The organism is Jiella flava, from assembly GCF_017349315.1.
GTDB lineage: Bacteria > Pseudomonadota > Alphaproteobacteria > Rhizobiales > Rhizobiaceae > Jiella > Jiella flava.
Genome location: NZ_JAFMPP010000007.1, coordinates 19517 through 37114, shown reverse-complemented (window position 1 = coordinate 37114; position 17598 = coordinate 19517). Strand labels below are relative to the sequence as shown.

The window sequence follows — 17598 nt, the reverse complement described above, 5'->3', positions numbered from 1 at the left end:
AGGCGGACTGTATCCATCGCGATGCCGCAATTTGCAGGCACGCTCAGGACGCTCTTCAACGCGTCGACCGAAGACATCGCGGCGCAAGCTGCATCAAGGGGGCGGGCGGCCGCGGCGGCGGGGTCGCCCGGTTGGACCGGACGCAACATTCACGACACCGTCCGGACGGAGTTTCGATGATCAGACTGATCGGCTATTTCTTCGGCATTGGGTCCGTTCTCTTCATCCTCGTGGCGGGTGCCGTTGCGTGGTATGTCGAGCGGATGTCAGAGGACCTGCCAGATTATCAGGTGCTCGCCGACTACGCGCCCCCGGTCACCACCCGCTTTCACGCCTCCGACGGCCAGCTGATGGCCGAATATGCCAAGCAGCGGCGGCTGTTCCTGCCAATCCAGGCGATCCCGGATCTGGTCAAGAATGCCTTCATCTCGGCTGAAGACAAGAATTTCTACTCGCATCCCGGCATCGACATCGAAGGCGTCGGCCGCGCCCTGATGGTGATGGCCAAGGGCGGCCGCATGCAGGGGGCCTCGACGATCACCCAGCAGGTCGCGAAGAACTTCCTGTTGACCAACGAGCGCACCCTCGATCGCAAGATCAAGGAGGCGATTCTGTCGTTGCGCATCGAACAGGCCTATTCGAAGAGCAAGATCCTCGAACTCTATCTCAACGAGATCTATCTCGGCATGGGCTCCTACGGCATCGCGGCGGCGGCGCTGGCCTATTTCGACAAGTCGGTGACCGAGCTGAATATCCAGGAGGCGGCCTATCTGGCGGCGCTACCGAAGGCGCCCGAGAACTACAATCCGTTCCGCGACTACGACCGCGCTCTCAGCCGCCGCAACTGGGTCATCTCGCAGATGGCGGCGAACGGCTTCATCACCGAGGAGCAATCTGAGAAGGCACAGGACACGCCGATCGAGGTGCATCCGCGTCCGTCCGGCACTTATCTCGCCTCGTCGGAATATTTCACCGAAGACGTGCGCCGCGAGATCGTCCAGCGCTACGGCGCCAAGGCGCTTTACGAAGGCGGGCTGTCGGTACGCACGACGCTCGACCCGGCCGATCAGCGCGAGGCGCGCGCGGCCCTGCAGCACGGGCTCGTCGCCTTTGATCAAAGGCGCGGCTATCGCGGCCCGGTCACCCAGATCAATATCGGCAGCGACTGGGGCGCCGAACTCGGCAAGATCGACGGGCTCTCGGACGTTCCCGAATGGCGGCTGGCGGTGGTGCTGGAGGCGGATGCCGACCACATCAATGTCGGCCTGCAGCCGGAAAAGACCGTTTCCGGCGCGATCAGCAGCGATCGCGAACTCGGGACCATCGCGCTCGCCGACATGAAGTGGGCCCTCCGGCTCAACACCAAGGCCCGATCGGGCACGGTGCGCAAGGCGAGCGACGTGTTGTCCCGCGGCGATGTCGTCTATGTCGAGAAAAAGCAGGACGGCGACGGCTATCTCTTGCGCCAGCCGCCGAAGGTGCAGGGCGCGCTGGTGGTCATGGAGCCGCAAACCGGCCGCGTGCGGGCCATGGTCGGCGGCTTCTCTTACGCCCAGTCGGAGTTCAACCGCGCCAGTCAGGCCTATCGCCAGCCCGGCTCGTCGTTCAAGCCGTTCGTCTATTCCGCGGCGCTCGACAACGGCTACACCCCGGCCTCGGTGATCATGGACGCGCCGATCTCGCTGCCGGACGGCAATGGCGGCATGTGGACGCCGAAGAACTACGGCGGCAGCTATGCCGGCCCGTCGACGCTGCGGCTCGGTATCGAAAAGAGCCGCAATCTGATGACCGTGCGCCTTGCCAAGGACATGGGCATGGATCTGGTTGCCGCCTATGCCGAGCGTTTCGGCATTTACGACCATCTCAAACCCTATCTGCCGATGGCGCTCGGCGCCGGCGAGACGACGCTGTTGAGAATGGTCTCGGCCTATTCGGTCATCGCCAATGGCGGTCGCTCGATCGAGCCGTCGCTGATCGATCGCGTGCAGGATCGCTATGGCCGGACGATCTACAAGCACGATCAGCGCTTCTGCGCCGAGTGCAACACCCGCGAATATACCGGTCAGCCCGAGCCGACGCTGGTCGACAAACGCGATCAGGTGCTGGATCCGATGACCGCTTACCAGATCACCTCGATGATGGAGGGTGTGGTCCAGCGCGGCACGGCGACGAATGTCAGGGTTCTTGGCGTGCCGATCGCCGGTAAGACCGGGACGACGAACGACGAGAAGGACGCCTGGTTCATCGGCTTCACGCCGGATCTCGTCTGCGGTGTCTATATCGGCTACGACAATCCGACGCCGATGGGCCATGGCGCGACTGGCGGCGGCCTTGCCGCACCGGTCTTCGTCGACTTCATGCGCGACGCCCTGAAGGGCAAGAAGCCGGTCGATTTCAAGGTTCCGGAGGGCATGCAGCTGATCGCGGTCAACCGGAAGACCGGTATGCGGGCGGACGGATCCGGCCCGGACGTGATCATGGAAGCCTTCAAGCCGGGCACCGGTCCGTCCGACAGCTATCAGGTGATCGGCGGCGGCGACGACCAGTATAGCGACGGCATGGGCGTTTCCGGCCAGATCTCGCCACAGGCCGAGCAGGCGATCACACAGGGCGCCGGGGGCCTGTTCTAAATCTGTTTGCGACGGGATCGCGGCGGCCCGGTTGACGGGCCCAAGCCGGCCCCGGTAAGACCCGCCACTCCATCGTTCTTGCCGATGGATCGCGACGCGGTGTTCGCCGCGTCGCCCGCATTTCACCAAGGAGACCGCGACATGCGCGCCGAGATCGAGTCGATCGTCGACGAAGTCCAGCAGGCCATAAGCCTGCTAAGGAGGCATCTTTGACTGGGATAAGTCCCTCAAACGTCTCGACCTTCTGAACCAGAAGGCGGAGGATCCATCGATCTGGGACGATCCGATGGAAGCGCAGAACCTGATGCGCGAGCGTCAGCAGCTCGAATCCACCGTCACCGCCATTCGCGGCTTGCAGCAGTCGCTGGAAGACAGCGTCGAACTCATCGCCATGGGCGAAGAGGAGGGCGATGCGTCCATTGTCGACGAGGCGGAAAAGACCATCCGCGGGCTGAAGGCCGAGGTCGACAAGCGGCAGATCGAGACCTTGCTGTCCGGCGAGGCCGACGCCAACGACACCTATGTCGAAGTCCACTCCGGTGCCGGCGGTACAGAGAGCCAGGATTGGGCGGAGATGCTCCAGCGCATGTACACTCGCTGGGCCGAGCGATCCAAGATGAAGGTCGAACTGCTCGAAGAGCATCCCGGCGAAGAGGCCGGCATCAAGTCGGCGACGCTGCTCATCAAGGGGCACAACGCCTATGGCTGGATGAAGACCGAATCCGGCGTGCACCGTCTCGTGCGGATTTCGCCCTATGACAGCCAGGCGCGGCGGCACACGTCCTTCGCTTCCGTCTGGGTCTATCCGGTCGTCGACGATTCGATCCAGATTGAGGTGAACGAATCGGACTGCCGGATCGACACCTACAGAGCCTCGGGCGCCGGCGGCCAGCACGTCAACACCACGGATTCCGCGGTGCGCATCACCCATATCCCGACCGGGATCGTGGTGGCCTGTCAGCAGGAGCGCTCCCAGCACAAGAACCGGGCGACCGCCTGGAACATGCTGAAGGCGCGTCTCTACGAGGCCGAGCTGGAGCGGCGTGAGGAGGCGGCGAATGCCGAGGCCTCGTCGAAAACCGATATCGGCTGGGGCCAACAGATCCGCTCTTACGTCCTCCAGCCCTATCAGCTGGTGAAGGATTTGCGGACCGGCGTCGAGCACACGACGCCGCAGGAGGTGCTGGACGGCGATATCGACGGCTTCATGGAGGCTGCGCTCGCCCATCGCGTCCATGGCGACGAGGACGCGGTCGAGGACATCGACTGATCCCGTCGGATCATCCGCGTCAGACGACGAACAAGGGCCGGCGGAAACGCTGGCCCTTTTCTCAACTCAGGCGAGGCTCTTCAGCTTTTCGCCGATCCGGAAGAAACGCTCCGGATCGATCGGCCGCCCATCTTCGCGAATTTCGTAATGCAGATGCGGTCCGGTGCTGCGGCCGGTGCTGCCGACGGCGCCGATGGTCTCGTTGCGCGACACCTCTTCGCCGACCGTCACCGAAATCGTCGACATGTGGCCGTAGCGGGTGGTGATGCCGTTGCCGTGATCGATCTCGACCATGTTGCCATAACCGCCGGCGGGCCCCGCATGAATCACGCGGCCGGCGGCGGTGGCCTGGATCGGGCGACCGCGTGGGACGGCGAAGTCGATGCCGCTATGCAGGGCGCGCCGCCCCAGAAACGGATCGACGCGAATGCCGAAGCCCGACGAAATCGTCGAAGCGGGCAGGGGCTCTTCCAGCGGCGCCTTGCGGGCTGTCTCGCTGACGCGTTTCAATTCGTCGAGAGCCGATCCGAGTTCGGCAACGGAACGATCGAAGGCGCTGGCCCTTGCCGCGAGGACGAAGGGGCCACCGACGCCGCCTTTGCTGTCATCGGCGGCCGGAACCTCGATACCGGCCGCTTGGAGCGCGGAAGAAATTCGCACCGCCCGTTGCCGGGCACGCGAGGCCAGCACTTCGACATGGCTCAATTGCCCCAGTTCGGCGAGGCTGAGGGCCTTGCCGATCTGCCGAAGCCGGGCATCCGCGCTGCCGGTCTCATCCTTGGCCATATCCGGCGGCACGCCGCCGGACGGAGGCGAAGCGTCGACCCGCAATTTGCCGAGCCAGTCGCTTGCGGGCTTGGCTTGGCTCGGCGCAAAGCCGTTGACCAAACCATTCTCCGGCGCATCGCTGACGCCGCTCGGCTCCACATCGGCATCGACGGCGGCGTTCGCCGCATTCGGCGTTGCGTCGGTCCCCACCTCGTCGTCCGGCTTCGGCGAGGGAACCGGGATCGCCCGCGGCAACAGCCCGCTGGCCTTGGCCCGATCGAAGAGCGGCTGCAGCTTTTCATAGCGGGCAGCGATTTCCTCCTGCTGCTGGAGCAGGACGTCGACTTTGCTCTCGACCATCTTCTGGGTGAGAAACTGTTTGCTGGTCGCCCGGTCGAGTTCCGCCCGCAAGGTGGCGATACGGCGTTCATATTGCTCTTGGCTTTCGGAGTGCGCGGTGGTCTTCGCCGGTGCATCAAAGTCGAACGCCATATAGCTGACCGGCAAGGCCAGCACCGCCATCGTGCCCAACAGCACGCCGGCCACCGCCAGCCGAAGCTGCGTCCGGCACAGGGTGAAGTAACGCACACTTTCACCTTTGGCGATGATGATCGTGTGTGGTTCGGCGGGACTTCCGAAGGTGCTCTTCAGTCGTTTTGCAGGCATCGAGAATCATCGCTTGATCTGTTGCCCGAGTCGGGCCCTTCATGGCGACGATTAGAGTTGATTAAGGTTAACGGTTCTTTGCGATTTGGCGTCCGGTTTGTCGCGGCATCAGATCGCGGGCCGAAAATCCCAAGCCGATTTCCGGTTCGACATCGTCCGGACAATCAACGGCAATGCGCCTTGCCGGTCCGCACCATCGACCGTTCCATTGCTCTACCGCGAGCGGGCCGAGAGTGAACGATAGAAGGTCGGCGTCAGGCCGGCTTCAGCTCGTGCGCGGTCATTGAACGGCGCCTTGATGTCACCGCGAAAGCTTTGCCGCACCAAGATTCCGAAGCGCTCGGCGGCGTTGACGCCGTGGCGAGCGCAGAGGAAGCGAAACCACTTCGCGCCGATCGCCACATGCTTCTTCTCGTCGCGATAGATGATTTCAAGAATCTTGGCGGTCTCCTCGTCGCCGACCGCAAGCAGCTTGTCGATCATCGAAGGCGTGACGTCGAGGCCGCGCGCTTCGAGAATGAGGGGTACGACAGCAAGCCGCGCGGAAAGATCGTGAGCCGTCTCTTCGACCGCCTGCCAGAGCCCGTCATGGGCCGGCATCGCCCCGTAATGGGAGCCGAGCAACTCCAGCCGCCGCGACAAGAGGCCGAAATGCTTCGCCTCTTCGAGAGCGACTGTCATCCAGCCATCGAAAAAGCTGCGCGGCATCGTCTCGGCGGCAAAGCGCGCGACGATGTCGAGAGCGAGATCGATGGCGTTCAATTCGATATGGGCGAGGGCGTGGATCAGCGTGATTCGTCCGTCCACACTGTGCACCGAGCGCCGCTTCAGCTTGCGGGGCGAGACGAGTTCCGGCGCCGCCGGACGTCCGGGCCGGCCCGGATGATTCGGATCTGTCACAGAATAGAGGCCGAGCCGGCGCGAGAACCACAACCGGCAGGCAAGGTTCGTCAGCCGAACCTTGTCGTCGAGGTCGGCGGCGGCCAGCGCCTTGGTCGCGGCCTCGCGCAACGTGCTCGGCGGCTTTTCCGCCGCGGCGGTCGGGGTCTCATTGATCACGAGGCGGCAAGCTGCTTGGCCGCTTCGAGAACCTCTTCAGCGTGGCCGGGGACCTTCACCTTTTCCCAGATGCGCACGATCTTGCCGTCGGCGTCGATCAAGGCTGTGGTGCGCTCGACGCCCATATATTTGCGACCGTACATCGACTTCTCGACCCAGATGCCGAAGGCCGACAGCAGGCTCTTCTCCTCATCGGCCAGAAGACGCACAGCGAGGTCGTGCTTTTCGATAAACTTTTGATGCTTTTTGACCGGGTCGGGCGAGACGCCGAAGACGGTGACGCCCACTGCGTCGAAATCACGCTTCAAACCGGTAAAATCGACAGCCTCGCGCGTACATCCGGACGTATCGTCTTTCGGATAGAAATACAGAACGAACGGACGCCCCTTGATGTCGGTCAGCGCGACCATTTCGCCACGCTCGTCTGGCAAGGAGAAATTCGGGCAGGTTTCACCTTCGGAAATTGTCATCGTGCCATCCTTTCGACGTGAGAAGAGCGGAGGAGCATTCCAGCCAGGGAATGCCGGATCAGGCCTGAATCGTCCAGTCCACACGGTAGCGTGGTCAAAGAGCAGGTCCGCGAGGGGCGGGGAAAGCGCAGAATGAGGGCAGTCAACGGCGGATTGGGGTCCGGCCGCGGCGATCTTACCGAAACTCAGCGTGCCAGCGTAGTGCTGTCGCGAGCACAGGCGGTTGGAAATCGCCAGATCGCCTCGTGAACCGGCTCGGTCGGATCCTTGCGGGCGTTCTTGCAGGGGCGTTGATTTTTTGCGCCGGGGCGATCGCAATCGTCACGACGACGTCTTTCGGCAAGACAATCGTCCTCAACGAGAGCCAGCGCCTGGCGGCGAGCCTGCTGCCGTCGGATGTCGCGATTGCCGTCGGCAGTCGCAGGATGGGCTTCACCTCCTTCGGCGAACTCGGCTTTCGATTTGAAGACGTCGTCTTCACCCAACGCAAGTCCGGCAAGACGATCGCCTCGCTCGACACCTTTTCGATTGGCATCAGCCTGATCGATCTTCTTCGCGGGAAGATTTCGGCCGATACGGTTGCTGCCGATCATGTGCGTGTCGACCCGCGGATTTTCACCAGCGCATCGACGCTTAAAGTGCCGACCGTCGAAGCGGTCTTTGCAGCACTTGATGATGGGGTTGCAACGGCTGGCGATATGCCGATCCGGGCGCTCGATATCCGCGATCTGCGCCCGCTCGACGGCGGCACGGCGGAAAATGCGGCGCGCGTCGACCGGCTGATGATCACCCACTCGTCTGCGAGGGATCTCAACCTCACCGTCCGCGCGGCGGTGGGGAGCACAATCCTCAACGCCTACGGTCAGGCCAAACTCTCCGGCGACCACCGCCATGTTGCCAGCCTGCAGCTTGCCACCCAACCGTTACGTCTACCCCCGCCGGGCGAGACGGGAGCGGCTCGACCAGAGACGGTTCTTGCCCTGAGGCTCGACGGTCACAAGGGCGCGCGCCGGCTCGGCGTCACGGCGAGCTTTCAAGCGCCCTGGCGCGACGCCGGCAGCATCGACAGCGCGCTCAGTATCGATCTGAAAGAGGGGATGCCGAAGCCGCATATTACGGCGACGTTTGCCAATGGCCGAAATTTCACCGGTGCCTTCGAGGGGACGTTTGATTTCGCCGATGCGGCCGGCGGACGCGTTCCCTTTGACCTGATCTCGACCAAACTCCTCTCGCGAATCGGCCTGAAGCAAGCCACCGCCGCGCCCAACACGCCGCGTGCGGCCCGTTTCGCCGCTCATGGCACGATCGATCTGAACAGCGGTCGCCTGGCGATCGATCAGGCCGCGCTGGACCTGGGTGGCGGCCGGCTCTCCGCCTCAGCGCTGCTCACCGGACTGGCCGCCGATGACCGGCTGACCGCAACCTTCCAGGCGACAAAAATTGCGGCCGTCGATTTGAAGGCATTCTGGCCATTTTTCGTCGCCAATAACCCACGCGACTGGGCGATGGACAATCTCGTCGACGGTACGATCGAAAGCGCGAACTTCGGACTCGATCTGACGGTGGCGCGCCTTGCCGAGGTGGTCCGGCCCAACGTGCCGATGACCGATGATGAGTTCCAGCTGCACCTCGCCTTCGACGGCGGGGTGTTCCACACAATGTCCGGCCTTCCGGATGTCTCCGACGTTTCCGGCACCATCCGTCACCGCGGCGGTCACGTCGCGATCAATGTCGCGACGGCCACCGCGGCGGGCTTCGACAATCTGACCGTACTGCCGTCGCAGCTCGACTTCCAGGATGTCGCCGGTGGCGCCGACGGTGCCTTGTCGCTGAATGTCGAAGGACCCGCCGCCGACATTTTAACGCTGGCCGCACAAGCGCCAATGAGCGCCTTCGATGTTCGTGCCTGGCCGCCAAACACTGTTGCCGGCCAGGCCAAGATCGGCCTCGGCGTCGCATTCCATCTGGCCCGCAGCCCATCGCCGGCGGCAAAAGATGCAAGCTTGCAGCCGAAATGGACGATCGTCGCCGAGCTTGAGGGCGTCGACCTGAAGGAGCCGATCAACGGCCGCCAGCTCTCCGACCTGACCGGCACGGCGATGATCGCCGAAGGCAGCGCGATTGGCGAGTTGCACGGCAAGATCGACGGCATTCCGGCGGTGATCAGCTTCACCCATCCGATCGGCACGCATCCGGTCGGCGAGGAGAACCTGAAGATCGATGCGCGCCTCGATCACGCCGCATTGGCCAAACTCTCGCCGATGATTGCCCGGATGATCGGCGGACCGCTGCCGGTCGAAATGACGCTGACCAAGGCCGGCTTTGCCGCCAGCGCTGATCTCAGCCTTTCGACGATCCATTTGCCCGAAATCGGCTGGACCAAGAGTGCCGGAATCGCTGGGCGGATGACCTTCTCGGTGGTTCAGGACGGCAAGATCATGAAGATCGAAAATGCCGTCATCAAGGGTGAGGGCTTTTCGGCTGAAGGTTCGGCCGAGCTCGACGGCAACGGGCTGAAATCGCTCGTCCTCAAATCGCTCTCGCTCAACCGTGGCGATGCCATTTCGGCGCGGCTCACCCGGATTCAAGGCGGCGTCGGCGTGCGGGTCGCGGCAAGCAGCATCGATGCCCGGCCGCTTCTCGGTTCGCTCGAGAAGCTCTTGCGCAAAGGCGAGGGAACCTCCGAAGCTGGCAAGGACCGGCTGTTGATCGAACTCTCGGCCAAGACGCTTGTCGGCTTCGGTCAAGAGATCGTCGATAACGCCGAGATCCGCTATGATTCCCGAGGGGGTGAGGTCGATTCCGCGTCTGTCACCGCGAGCATCCATGGCGCCCCGGTGTCGTTCACCGTCATCTCCGACAATGGCGATGCCCCGGTGGTGCATCTCGACGTCGGCAATGCCGGTGCGCTGCTGCGCTTTGCCGGGCTTTACGACAAGATGCAGGGCGGGCATCTGAAGGCTAGCCTCGGCAACCGAGACAGCGCCTATGCCGGGACCGCGGCATTGACGGATTTCAGCCTCGTCGACGAAGAGCGGCTGCGCAGCCTCGTCGGCACCGCCCGGCAGAGTTCCGACAGCCTCGCCGCGCGCCTCGGCAAGGATTTGCCGGTCGCCAACGCTTATTTCGATGTAGCGCGCGCCCGCCTGTACTGGGAAGGGGGCAAACTGCAGGTCGACGACGGCATCGTGCGCGGCCCGATCTTCGGATCGAGCTTTGCCGGAACGCTCGTCGATCCGTCCGGCAAGATCGCCATCGCCGGATCCTTCATGCCGGCCTATGGCTTCAACCGTCTGTTCGGCGCCTTGCCCTTTGTCGGGCCGGTGCTCGGCAACGGCAGCGAGGGCGGGCTGATCGGCATCACCTATCGCCTTGAGGGCACGCTTTCCAACCCGACGTTGATCGTCAATCCGATCTCGCTGATCGCCCCCGGCATCTTCCGCCGGATCTTCGAGTATTGACGCAGCCGGGCGCCAAAACGGGCGTCGGATGACCCGACGCCCGTTTCGATGAGAGCCTGATGAAGCGCGATGGACGCCGCTATTCAGGCTTGACCAAGACATGCTTCTTGCGGCCGACGGACAGCTTGACGACGCCGTCCTGCAGATCCGCCTCGCCGATCGTCGCGCGCGGATCGGACACCGCCTGATCGTTGACCTTGACCGCGCCGCCCTGAACGTGACGGCGGGCCTCACCGTTCGAACCGGCAAGACCGGCCGCGACGATCAGATTGAGGAGCCCCGCGCCGGCCGCGAGATCGGCCTTGGCGATGCCGATCGTCGGCAAGGTCTCGGCAAGCGCGCCCTCTTCGAAGGTCTTGCGGGCGGTCTCCGCCGCCTCTTCAGCGGCGGCACGGCCGTGCAGCAGCGTCGTCACCGCATTGGCAAGCACCTTCTTCGCCTCGTTGATCTCCGCCCCGCCAAGCGCCCCGAGCCGCGCGATCTCGTCCATCGGCAGGGTCGTGTAGAGCTTCAGGAAGCGGGTGACGTCGGCGTCCTCGGTGTTGCGCCAGTATTGCCAGAAATCATAGGGCGATAGCATCTCGGCGTTCAGCCAGACCGCCCCCGATGCCGACTTGCCCATTTTGGCGCCCGACGCGGTGGTCAGCAGCGGCGAGGTGAGGGCATAAAGCTCCGCCCCCTCCATCCGCCGGCCGAGATCGATGCCGTTGACGATGTTGCCCCACTGGTCGGAGCCGCCCATCTGCAGCCGGCAGTCATACCGCTTGTAAAGCTCGACGAAGTCGTAGGCCTGCAGGATCATGTAATTGAATTCGAGAAAGGACAGTGACTGCTCGCGGTCGAGCCGCAGCTTCACCGAGTCGAAGGCCAGCATGCGGTTGACCGAGAAATGGCGGCCGACGTCGCGCAGGAACTCGACATAATTGATCCCAAGCAGCCAGTCGGCGTTGTTCACCATCTTGGCGTCGCTCGGTCCGTCGCCGAAGGTCAGGTATTTTTCGAACCCCTGCCGGATGCCGGCCAAGTTCACGGCGATCGTCTCCGTCGTCTGCAGCTTGCGGGCTTCATCCTTGAAGGACGGATCACCGATCATGCCGGTGCCGCCGCCCATCAGCGCGATCGGCTGGTGGCCGGTCTTCTGCAGCCAATGGAGCATCATGATCTGGATCAGCGATCCGACATGCAGGCTCGCAGCGGTCGGATCGAAACCGATATAGGCGGTAACCGTCTCCTTGCGGAACAGATCATCCAGGCCGGCCTCGTCGGAAACCTGGTGGATAAAGCCGCGCTCGCTGAGAGTGTGCAAGAACTCAGACTTGAAGCCGGTCATTGGAACGTTTCCCATTGAAGTATGAGGCGTGCGACCCGTCGTCAGATCACGCTAGGCTGTTTATCAGCCTTCGAGGCGATTTCCAGAGGCGCATTGACATCGGATGCTGTCGCAGAGGCGTCATCAGGGCCTCTTACCGATCGGCACCTTGGATTTCGGATGGGACGACTCACGTGGCGGCACTCGACGGCGGGCAGGAAATCGAAGCTGACGACGGATCGCGGAGCCTGGGGCGCTCCGCGGCCGTTCTGATGCAGCTGCTGGTGCTGGTCGCCATCACAGCCCTGTCGCTGCTGCCGGGCCTTGCCACATTGCCGCCGATCGACCGGGACGAGCCGCATTATCTGGAAGCGACCCGGCAGATGGTGACCAGCGGCGACCATATCGATATCCGCTTTCAGGATCAGCCCCGCTATCAAAAGCCGGTCGGGATCTATTGGCTGCAGAGCCTTGCCGTCGCGGCGACAGGCGAGGGGGCGAAAGCCTCGATCGCCGCCTATCGCGCCGTCTCGGTCGCCGGATTGCTGATTTCGGTGTTGGGCGTCTTCTGGATCGGCAGCATGCTGTTTGGTCGGAACGCCGGTTTCGTCGCGGCGCTGATGATCGCCGGCATCGCCGGCACCGGCTTCGAGGGGCGGATCGGCAAGACCGACGCGATGCTTCTGGCGGTGACGGTGATAGCGCAAGGGGCGTTGGCGCGGATCCATGCCGATGTAAGGTCGGGGCGTGACGGCCGAACCTGGCCGGCGCTCGTCTTCTGGCTGGCCCAGGGCGTGGGAGTCCTGATCAAAGGTCCAATCTCGCTCTTGGCGAGCGGGTTCACCGTCATCGGCCTGTCGGTGCTGGAGCGCGACTGGTGCTGGCTGAAGCGCCTGCGGCCTGTCGCCGGTGGCCTGCTTCTTGCCCTCGTCGTTTTTCCCTGGCCGCTGCTGCTCTATCAGCGCACCGGATGGGTGTTTTTGCACACCGCTGTCGGTGACGACCTGCTTGGCAAGGTGGCCGACGGCCAGCAGTCGCATGGGGCGCCTCCCGGCTATTACGTTTTGACCTTCAGCCTGATGGTCTGGCCCTTCGGCGCGATGGCCGTCGGTGCGGGGCTTGCGGCCATCGACCGTTGGCGCCTTTCGCCGGCGCTGCGGTTCTGTCTCTGCTGGTATCTGCCGTTCTGGCTGGTGTTCGAGGTGATCGCGACGAAGCTGCCGCATTACGTCCTGCCGGCCTATCCGGCGCTGGCGCTGCTGCTCGGCTGGGCGGCGACGGGGGCCGATGTGCCGCGCTTTGGCGATCTGGCCGCTTGGCAGCGCTGGCTCTGGCGGTTCGCGGCCTTCGGCGTTGCTGCCGTGACGCTGGTGCTCGCCGGGCTCGTGATCGGCGCACCGTTCTATTTTCACGTCGCCTTTCCACCGGTCGCGGTTTTCATCGCGGCGCTGATCCTCACTGCCGGCGGGCTCGGCCTGGCAACCGGCCTTGAGGTACGCTGGAAGCGCATCGTCGGCATGGCCATCGCTGCCGCCACGGCCTATGGATTGTTCTTCGGGCTGTTTGCGCCGGCTTTAACGCCGCTTTGGCCAAGCCGCTCGATCGCTCGGATCGTTGCGGCGGCGAAGCCGTGCCCGACGACCACGATGGCGCTTGCCGGCTATCACGAGCCAAGCATCGTTTTCCTGCTCGGAGAACGGACGCGTCTGACCGATCTTGCCGGTGTCGCCGATCATTTGCAGCACGACCCGGCCTGCGCGCTGGCGGTCGTCCCGGCGGCCCAATTCGCCACGGTCAAGGCAACGCTGGCGAAACAAGGCCTGCCGCTGCGTCGCCTTGACGAGGTCGAGGGCCTCGATCTCGGCGGTGGCGGGTGGGTCGATCTCGACGTCGTCACCTCCGCGTCCGATACACGGCGGTGAAGCCGGGGTTCTTAGCGCAGCCGCTTCGGCCGCGGATCCGACAACTCGCCGGCGAGGCGCCGATCCAGATAGTCGGCGCATTCGCCAATCAGCTCGTCGGTGCGATCGCTGAAGAAATGATTGGCGTCGTCCATCGTCTTCTGGGTGATGACGATGCCCTTTTGGGTCTTCAGCTTGTCGACCAGCGTCTGGACGTCGCGCGGCGGCGCGACGCGGTCCTTGCCGCCATGAATGATGAGGCCAGACGACGGGCAGGGGGCGAGGAAAGAGAAGTCGTAGGAATTCGGCTGCGGCGCGATCGACAGGAAGCCCTCGATCTCCGGACGGCGCATCAACAGCTGCATGCCGATCCAGGCGCCGAAGGAATAGCCGGCGACCCAGGTCTGCTTGGAATCGGGATGTAGGCTCTGCACCCAATCGAGCGCCGAGGCGGCATCAGACAGCTCGCCGGTGCCATGATCGAATTCGCCCTGGCTGCGGCCAATTCCCCGAAAGTTGAAGCGCAGTGTGGTAAAACCGCGCTCCACAAACATATAGAACAGCTGGTAGACGATCTGGTTGTTCATGGTCCCGCCGAAACGGGGATGGGGATGCAGCACGATGGCGATCGGGGCGTTCTTTTCCTTGGCGGCCTGATACCGGCCTTCGAGACGCCCCGCCGGGCCATTGAAGATCACTTCGGGCATAAGATACTCTTTCATTCAGCGGGCGGAGCCACCACCATCGGCGACGCTTGACGAAGCCTGACGGTCTTCGTAGGTTCTAGTTTAGAGGAGTTCGAAACTATCGCGGCCACGTGAGGGCGCTTTCTAGTCTCTTCATGGCCAAAATATCAAGGATTTTGCGCCGATAGGGCAATTCATTTTTGGCGAGATGATATGACGAGCCGCGATAAGCGGATCTATTTGGACCACAACGCGTCCGCGCCGCTGCTGCCCGAAGCGAGAGAGGCAGCCGTCGCGGCGCTGTCGCTTGCCAATCCGTCGTCGACCCATCGCGAGGGCCGGGCGGCGCGGGCCGTTTGTGAGGACGCGCGCAGTGCGATCGTCGCTCTCGTCGGCGCTGCCCTCCCGGCGGAAAACGTCGTCTTGACCAGCGGTGCCACCGAGGCCGCGACCCAGCTCTTGTCGCCTGACTGGCTGATCGATGGCACGGCGACGACGATCACCCGCCTTGCCGTCATCGATACCGATCATCCGGCGACGCGTGAAGGCGGCCGTTTCGCCGAGACAGCCATCACGCGGCTTGCGGTCGACCATCACGGCATCGTCGATCTCGCCGTTTTGACCCGCTGGCTCGAGGCCGTCGATGAACCGGCGATGCTGGCGCTGTCCTGGGCCAATTCGGAAACCGGCGTGATTCAGCCCGTGGCAGAGATTCGCCAGGCCATCGCTGACAAGCCGATCATTCTCGTCCTCGACGCCGCGCAGGTTGCGGGCCGGGCGACGATCGCGATGGATGTCTCTGGCGCCGACGCGGTCATTCTTTCCGGCCACAAGGTGGGCGCGATGAAGGGAGCGGGGGCGATCGTCCTGAAGAGCTTGGCGCGGCGGCCCTTCGCGCTGTTGCGCGGCGGCGGTCAGGAGCGCGGCCTGCGCTCCGGCACGGAGGCTCTGCCGGCAATTGCCAGTTTTGGCGCTGCGGCGAAGGCCCTTTGCGAGGCCGGGCCGGCTGCCACGAACATGATGCGTGGCAACCGCGATCATATGGAACGTCTGCTGAAGGCGCGAATTCCGGATCTCACGATCTTGGGGAATGAGGCCGAGCGTCTTCCCAATACGATCGCGATCATGCATCCGTTGATCAGGGCGGAGACGGCACAGATCGCGCTCGACTTGGCTGGAATCGCGGTCTCCGCCGGCTCGGCCTGCTCGTCGGGTAAGGTGGGAGCGAGCCACGTTGTCGCGGCTATGGCTGCTGCGGGCTTGCCGATCGATGCCGAGCTTGGCGCGATACGCGTGAGCTTTGGCCGCGACACCGCGAAAAGTGCCCTTGAACGGTTCGTTTCGGCGTATGAAGAGCTGGTTGCCCGCGCACGCGCCAAAGCGGGTCGCGCATTTGCCGCTTGAATGCTTGCTATAATTTGGAATGGCACTAAAAACGCGGCCATTCGAGACTTATCTTGACGATCAGGAGTAAGTTTTCCGGATCGACACACCCGACCACCGGACCTTGAATCCGGCGAGTATGGAGCGAGAGGCATGCCTGCAGTCCAGGAGACCATCGATCAGGTCCGCGAGATCGATGTCGACCAGTACAAATACGGCTTCGAGACGCTGATCGAGATGGATGTCGCCCCGAAAGGGCTCAACGAAGACATCATCCGACTGATCTCGGCCAAAAAGAGCGAGCCGGAATGGATGCTGGCCTGGCGTCTCGAAGCATTTGAGCGTTGGAAGACGATGGAGAGCCCCAATTGGGCACGGGTCGACTATCCGCCGATCGATTTTCAGGACATTCACTATTACGCCGCGCCGAAGTCGATGTCGGGCCCGACATCGCTCGACGAGGTCGATCCGGAGATTTTGCGCACCTATGAAAAACTCGGCATCCCCTTGCGCGAGCAGGAGATTCTGGCCGGCGTCGTGAAGCCGGCCGCGGGGGAGGAAGACGACGGCCTGCTGGCCGCGCCGAGCGGCTCGCGCGTCGCCGTCGACGCCGTGTTCGATTCGGTTTCGGTCGCGACCACCTTCAAGAAGGAGCTCGAAAAGGCCGGCGTGATCTTTATGCCGATCTCCGAGGCGATCCGCGAGCATCCGGAGCTGGTAAAGAAATATCTCGGCTCGGTCGTGCCGACGTCGGACAATTATTTCGCCACCCTCAATTCGGCGGTCTTCACCGACGGTTCCTTCGTCTATGTACCGAAGGGCGTGCGCTGCCCGATGGAGCTGTCGACCTATTTCCGCATCAACGAGCGCAACACCGGCCAGTTCGAACGCACGCTGATCATCGCCGACGAAGGGGCGTACGTGTCCTATCTCGAAGGCTGCACCGCGCCCCAGCGCGACGAGAACCAGTTGCATGCCGCGGTCGTCGAACTGGTCGCCATGGACGACGCAGAGATCAAATATTCGACTGTCCAGAACTGGTATCCCGGCGACAAGCAGGGCAAGGGCGGCATCTACAACTTTGTCACCAAGCGGGGCGACTGCCGCGGCAAGAACTCGCGGATTTCCTGGACACAGGTGGAGACCGGCTCGGCGATCACCTGGAAATATCCGTCCTGCATTCTGCGCGGCGACAATTCACGCGGCGAATTCTATTCGATCGCGGTATCGAACGGCCGTCAGCAGATCGACAGCGGCACGAAGATGATCCATCTCGGCAAGAACACCACCAGCCGGATCATCTCCAAGGGCATTTCTGCGGGCAATTCCAACAACACCTATCGCGGCCAGGTCTCGGCCAATCGCCGCGCCGCCAACGCCCGCAATTTCACCCAGTGCGACTCGCTGCTGATCGGCAACGACTGCGGAGCCCACACCGTGCCCTATATCGAGGCGAAGAACGCCACCGCGCAGTTCGAGCACGAGGCGACGACCTCGAAGATCTCCGACGACCAGCTGTTCTACTGCATGCAGCGCGGCATCCCGGAGGAAGAGGCGATCGCGCTGATCGTCAACGGCTTCGTCAAGGATGTCATCCAGCAGCTGCCGATGGAGTTTGCCGTGGAAGCGCAGAAACTGATCGGCATCAGCCTGGAGGGGAGTGTGGGGTGATCGGACAGGCAGACACAGCGCCGATCAAGGATCGACCCGACCGCAAAGATCGGAAGAAGCGCTACGTCGACCTGATTGATCGCACTGAACCTGTGGAGCAAGGCCTTTCACTGATGGCGCTTCTCTAAGATGTGCTTTCTTTGTTGAAAGTATTGCTTCGATAAGTGAGCCGATTGACCGAGGCGGCCGCGATTCTGCTCTGCCTTTGGATGATCCGATGTCGGTTTGATCGCTGATGCGCCTCAAGACGAGATGAGGTCTGGACGAGATCTGCGATCCCCCGGATTTGCGCGCTGCTAACGATCAAGCCAAGCCTGGGCGGCA

General features: G+C 63.3%; 11 protein-coding genes. 6 read left to right on the top strand and 5 right to left on the bottom strand.

Features of this window, described 5'->3' with window-relative positions; all coding sequences use genetic code 11:
• The first annotated feature begins 176 nt into the window (after positions 1 to 176).
• Both J1C48_RS09665 and prfB read left to right on the top strand, forming a co-directional pair.
• Positions 177 to 2630 carry a penicillin-binding protein 1A gene (locus J1C48_RS09665; RefSeq protein WP_207257640.1) on the top strand — a complete coding sequence of 818 codons (2454 nt, stop codon included), beginning with the start codon at positions 177 to 179 and terminating at the stop codon, positions 2628 to 2630.
• Between the two features lie 141 nt (positions 2631 to 2771).
• Positions 2772 to 3900 (top strand): peptide chain release factor 2 gene (gene prfB, locus J1C48_RS09660; protein ID WP_207257639.1). Its coding sequence is split into 2 segments (ribosomal slippage): positions 2772 to 2840 and positions 2842 to 3900, totalling 1128 coding nucleotides; the frame shifts between segments, so codons are not numbered across the junction.
• Between the two features lie 66 nt (positions 3901 to 3966).
• Here prfB and J1C48_RS09655 read toward each other — a convergent pair.
• The 3 genes from J1C48_RS09655 to bcp form a co-directional block, all read right to left on the bottom strand.
• Positions 3967 to 5334 carry a M23 family metallopeptidase gene (locus J1C48_RS09655; RefSeq protein ID WP_207257638.1) on the bottom strand — a complete coding sequence of 456 codons (1368 nt, stop codon included), beginning with the start codon at positions 5332 to 5334 and terminating at the stop codon, positions 3967 to 3969.
• Positions 5335 to 5547: 213 nt separating this feature from the next.
• Positions 5548 to 6393: a ferritin-like domain-containing protein gene (locus J1C48_RS09650; RefSeq protein WP_231081688.1), complete on the bottom strand. Its 846-nt coding sequence runs from the start codon at positions 6391 to 6393 to the stop codon at positions 5548 to 5550.
• Entirely contained in the window at positions 6390 to 6863 is a 474-nt protein-coding gene (bcp, locus tag J1C48_RS09645) for a thioredoxin-dependent thiol peroxidase (RefSeq protein WP_207257637.1), read from the bottom strand. Before bcp ends, J1C48_RS09650 begins: the two co-directional genes overlap by 4 nt.
• 245 nt (positions 6864 to 7108) lie before the next feature.
• Between bcp and J1C48_RS09640 the strand changes: the two genes are divergently transcribed.
• Positions 7109 to 10324 (top strand): hypothetical protein, encoded by a 3216-nt coding sequence (locus tag J1C48_RS09640; protein ID WP_207257636.1) that lies wholly within the window; start codon positions 7109 to 7111, stop codon positions 10322 to 10324.
• A gap of 79 nt (positions 10325 to 10403) precedes the next feature.
• Here the strand turns inward: J1C48_RS09640 and tyrS are convergent, their stop codons facing one another.
• Entirely contained in the window at positions 10404 to 11654 is a 1251-nt protein-coding gene (gene tyrS / locus J1C48_RS09635; protein WP_207257635.1) for a tyrosine--tRNA ligase, read from the bottom strand.
• 173 nt (positions 11655 to 11827) lie between these two features.
• Here tyrS and J1C48_RS09630 point away from each other — a divergent pair, with 173 nt between their 5' ends.
• Positions 11828 to 13555: an ArnT family glycosyltransferase gene (locus J1C48_RS09630; protein WP_231081689.1), complete on the top strand. Its 1728-nt coding sequence runs from the start codon at positions 11828 to 11830 to the stop codon at positions 13553 to 13555.
• Between the two features lie 11 nt (positions 13556 to 13566).
• Here the strand turns inward: J1C48_RS09630 and J1C48_RS09625 are convergent, their stop codons facing one another.
• On the bottom strand, positions 13567 to 14241 hold the full coding sequence (locus tag J1C48_RS09625) for an alpha/beta hydrolase (RefSeq protein ID WP_207257634.1): 675 nt from the start codon (positions 14239 to 14241) through the stop codon (positions 13567 to 13569).
• 192 nt (positions 14242 to 14433) lie between these two features.
• Between J1C48_RS09625 and J1C48_RS09620 the strand changes: the two genes are divergently transcribed.
• A complete protein-coding gene (locus tag J1C48_RS09620; protein ID WP_207257633.1) occupies positions 14434 to 15624 on the top strand; it encodes a cysteine desulfurase family protein in 1191 nt (396 codons plus the stop codon).
• Positions 15625 to 15756: 132 nt separating this feature from the next.
• Positions 15757 to 17274: a Fe-S cluster assembly protein SufB gene (gene sufB, locus J1C48_RS09615; RefSeq protein WP_207257632.1), complete on the top strand. Its 1518-nt coding sequence runs from the start codon at positions 15757 to 15759 to the stop codon at positions 17272 to 17274.
• Positions 17275 to 17598: the final 324 nt, after the last annotated feature.

Coding starts and splice junctions, on each gene's coding strand:
- J1C48_RS09620 (WP_207257633.1), top strand. CDS start 14,434: ATGACGAGCCGCGATAAGCGGATCTATTTGGACCACAACGCGTCCGCG.
- J1C48_RS09665 (WP_207257640.1), top strand. CDS start 177: ATGATCAGACTGATCGGCTATTTCTTCGGCATTGGGTCCGTTCTCTTC.
- tyrS (WP_207257635.1), bottom strand. CDS start 11,654: ATGACCGGCTTCAAGTCTGAGTTCTTGCACACTCTCAGCGAGCGCGGC.
- J1C48_RS09655 (WP_207257638.1), bottom strand. CDS start 5,334: ATGCCTGCAAAACGACTGAAGAGCACCTTCGGAAGTCCCGCCGAACCA.
- sufB (WP_207257632.1), top strand. CDS start 15,757: ATGCCTGCAGTCCAGGAGACCATCGATCAGGTCCGCGAGATCGATGTC.
- J1C48_RS09625 (WP_207257634.1), bottom strand. CDS start 14,241: ATGCCCGAAGTGATCTTCAATGGCCCGGCGGGGCGTCTCGAAGGCCGG.
- bcp (WP_207257637.1), bottom strand. CDS start 6,863: ATGACAATTTCCGAAGGTGAAACCTGCCCGAATTTCTCCTTGCCAGAC.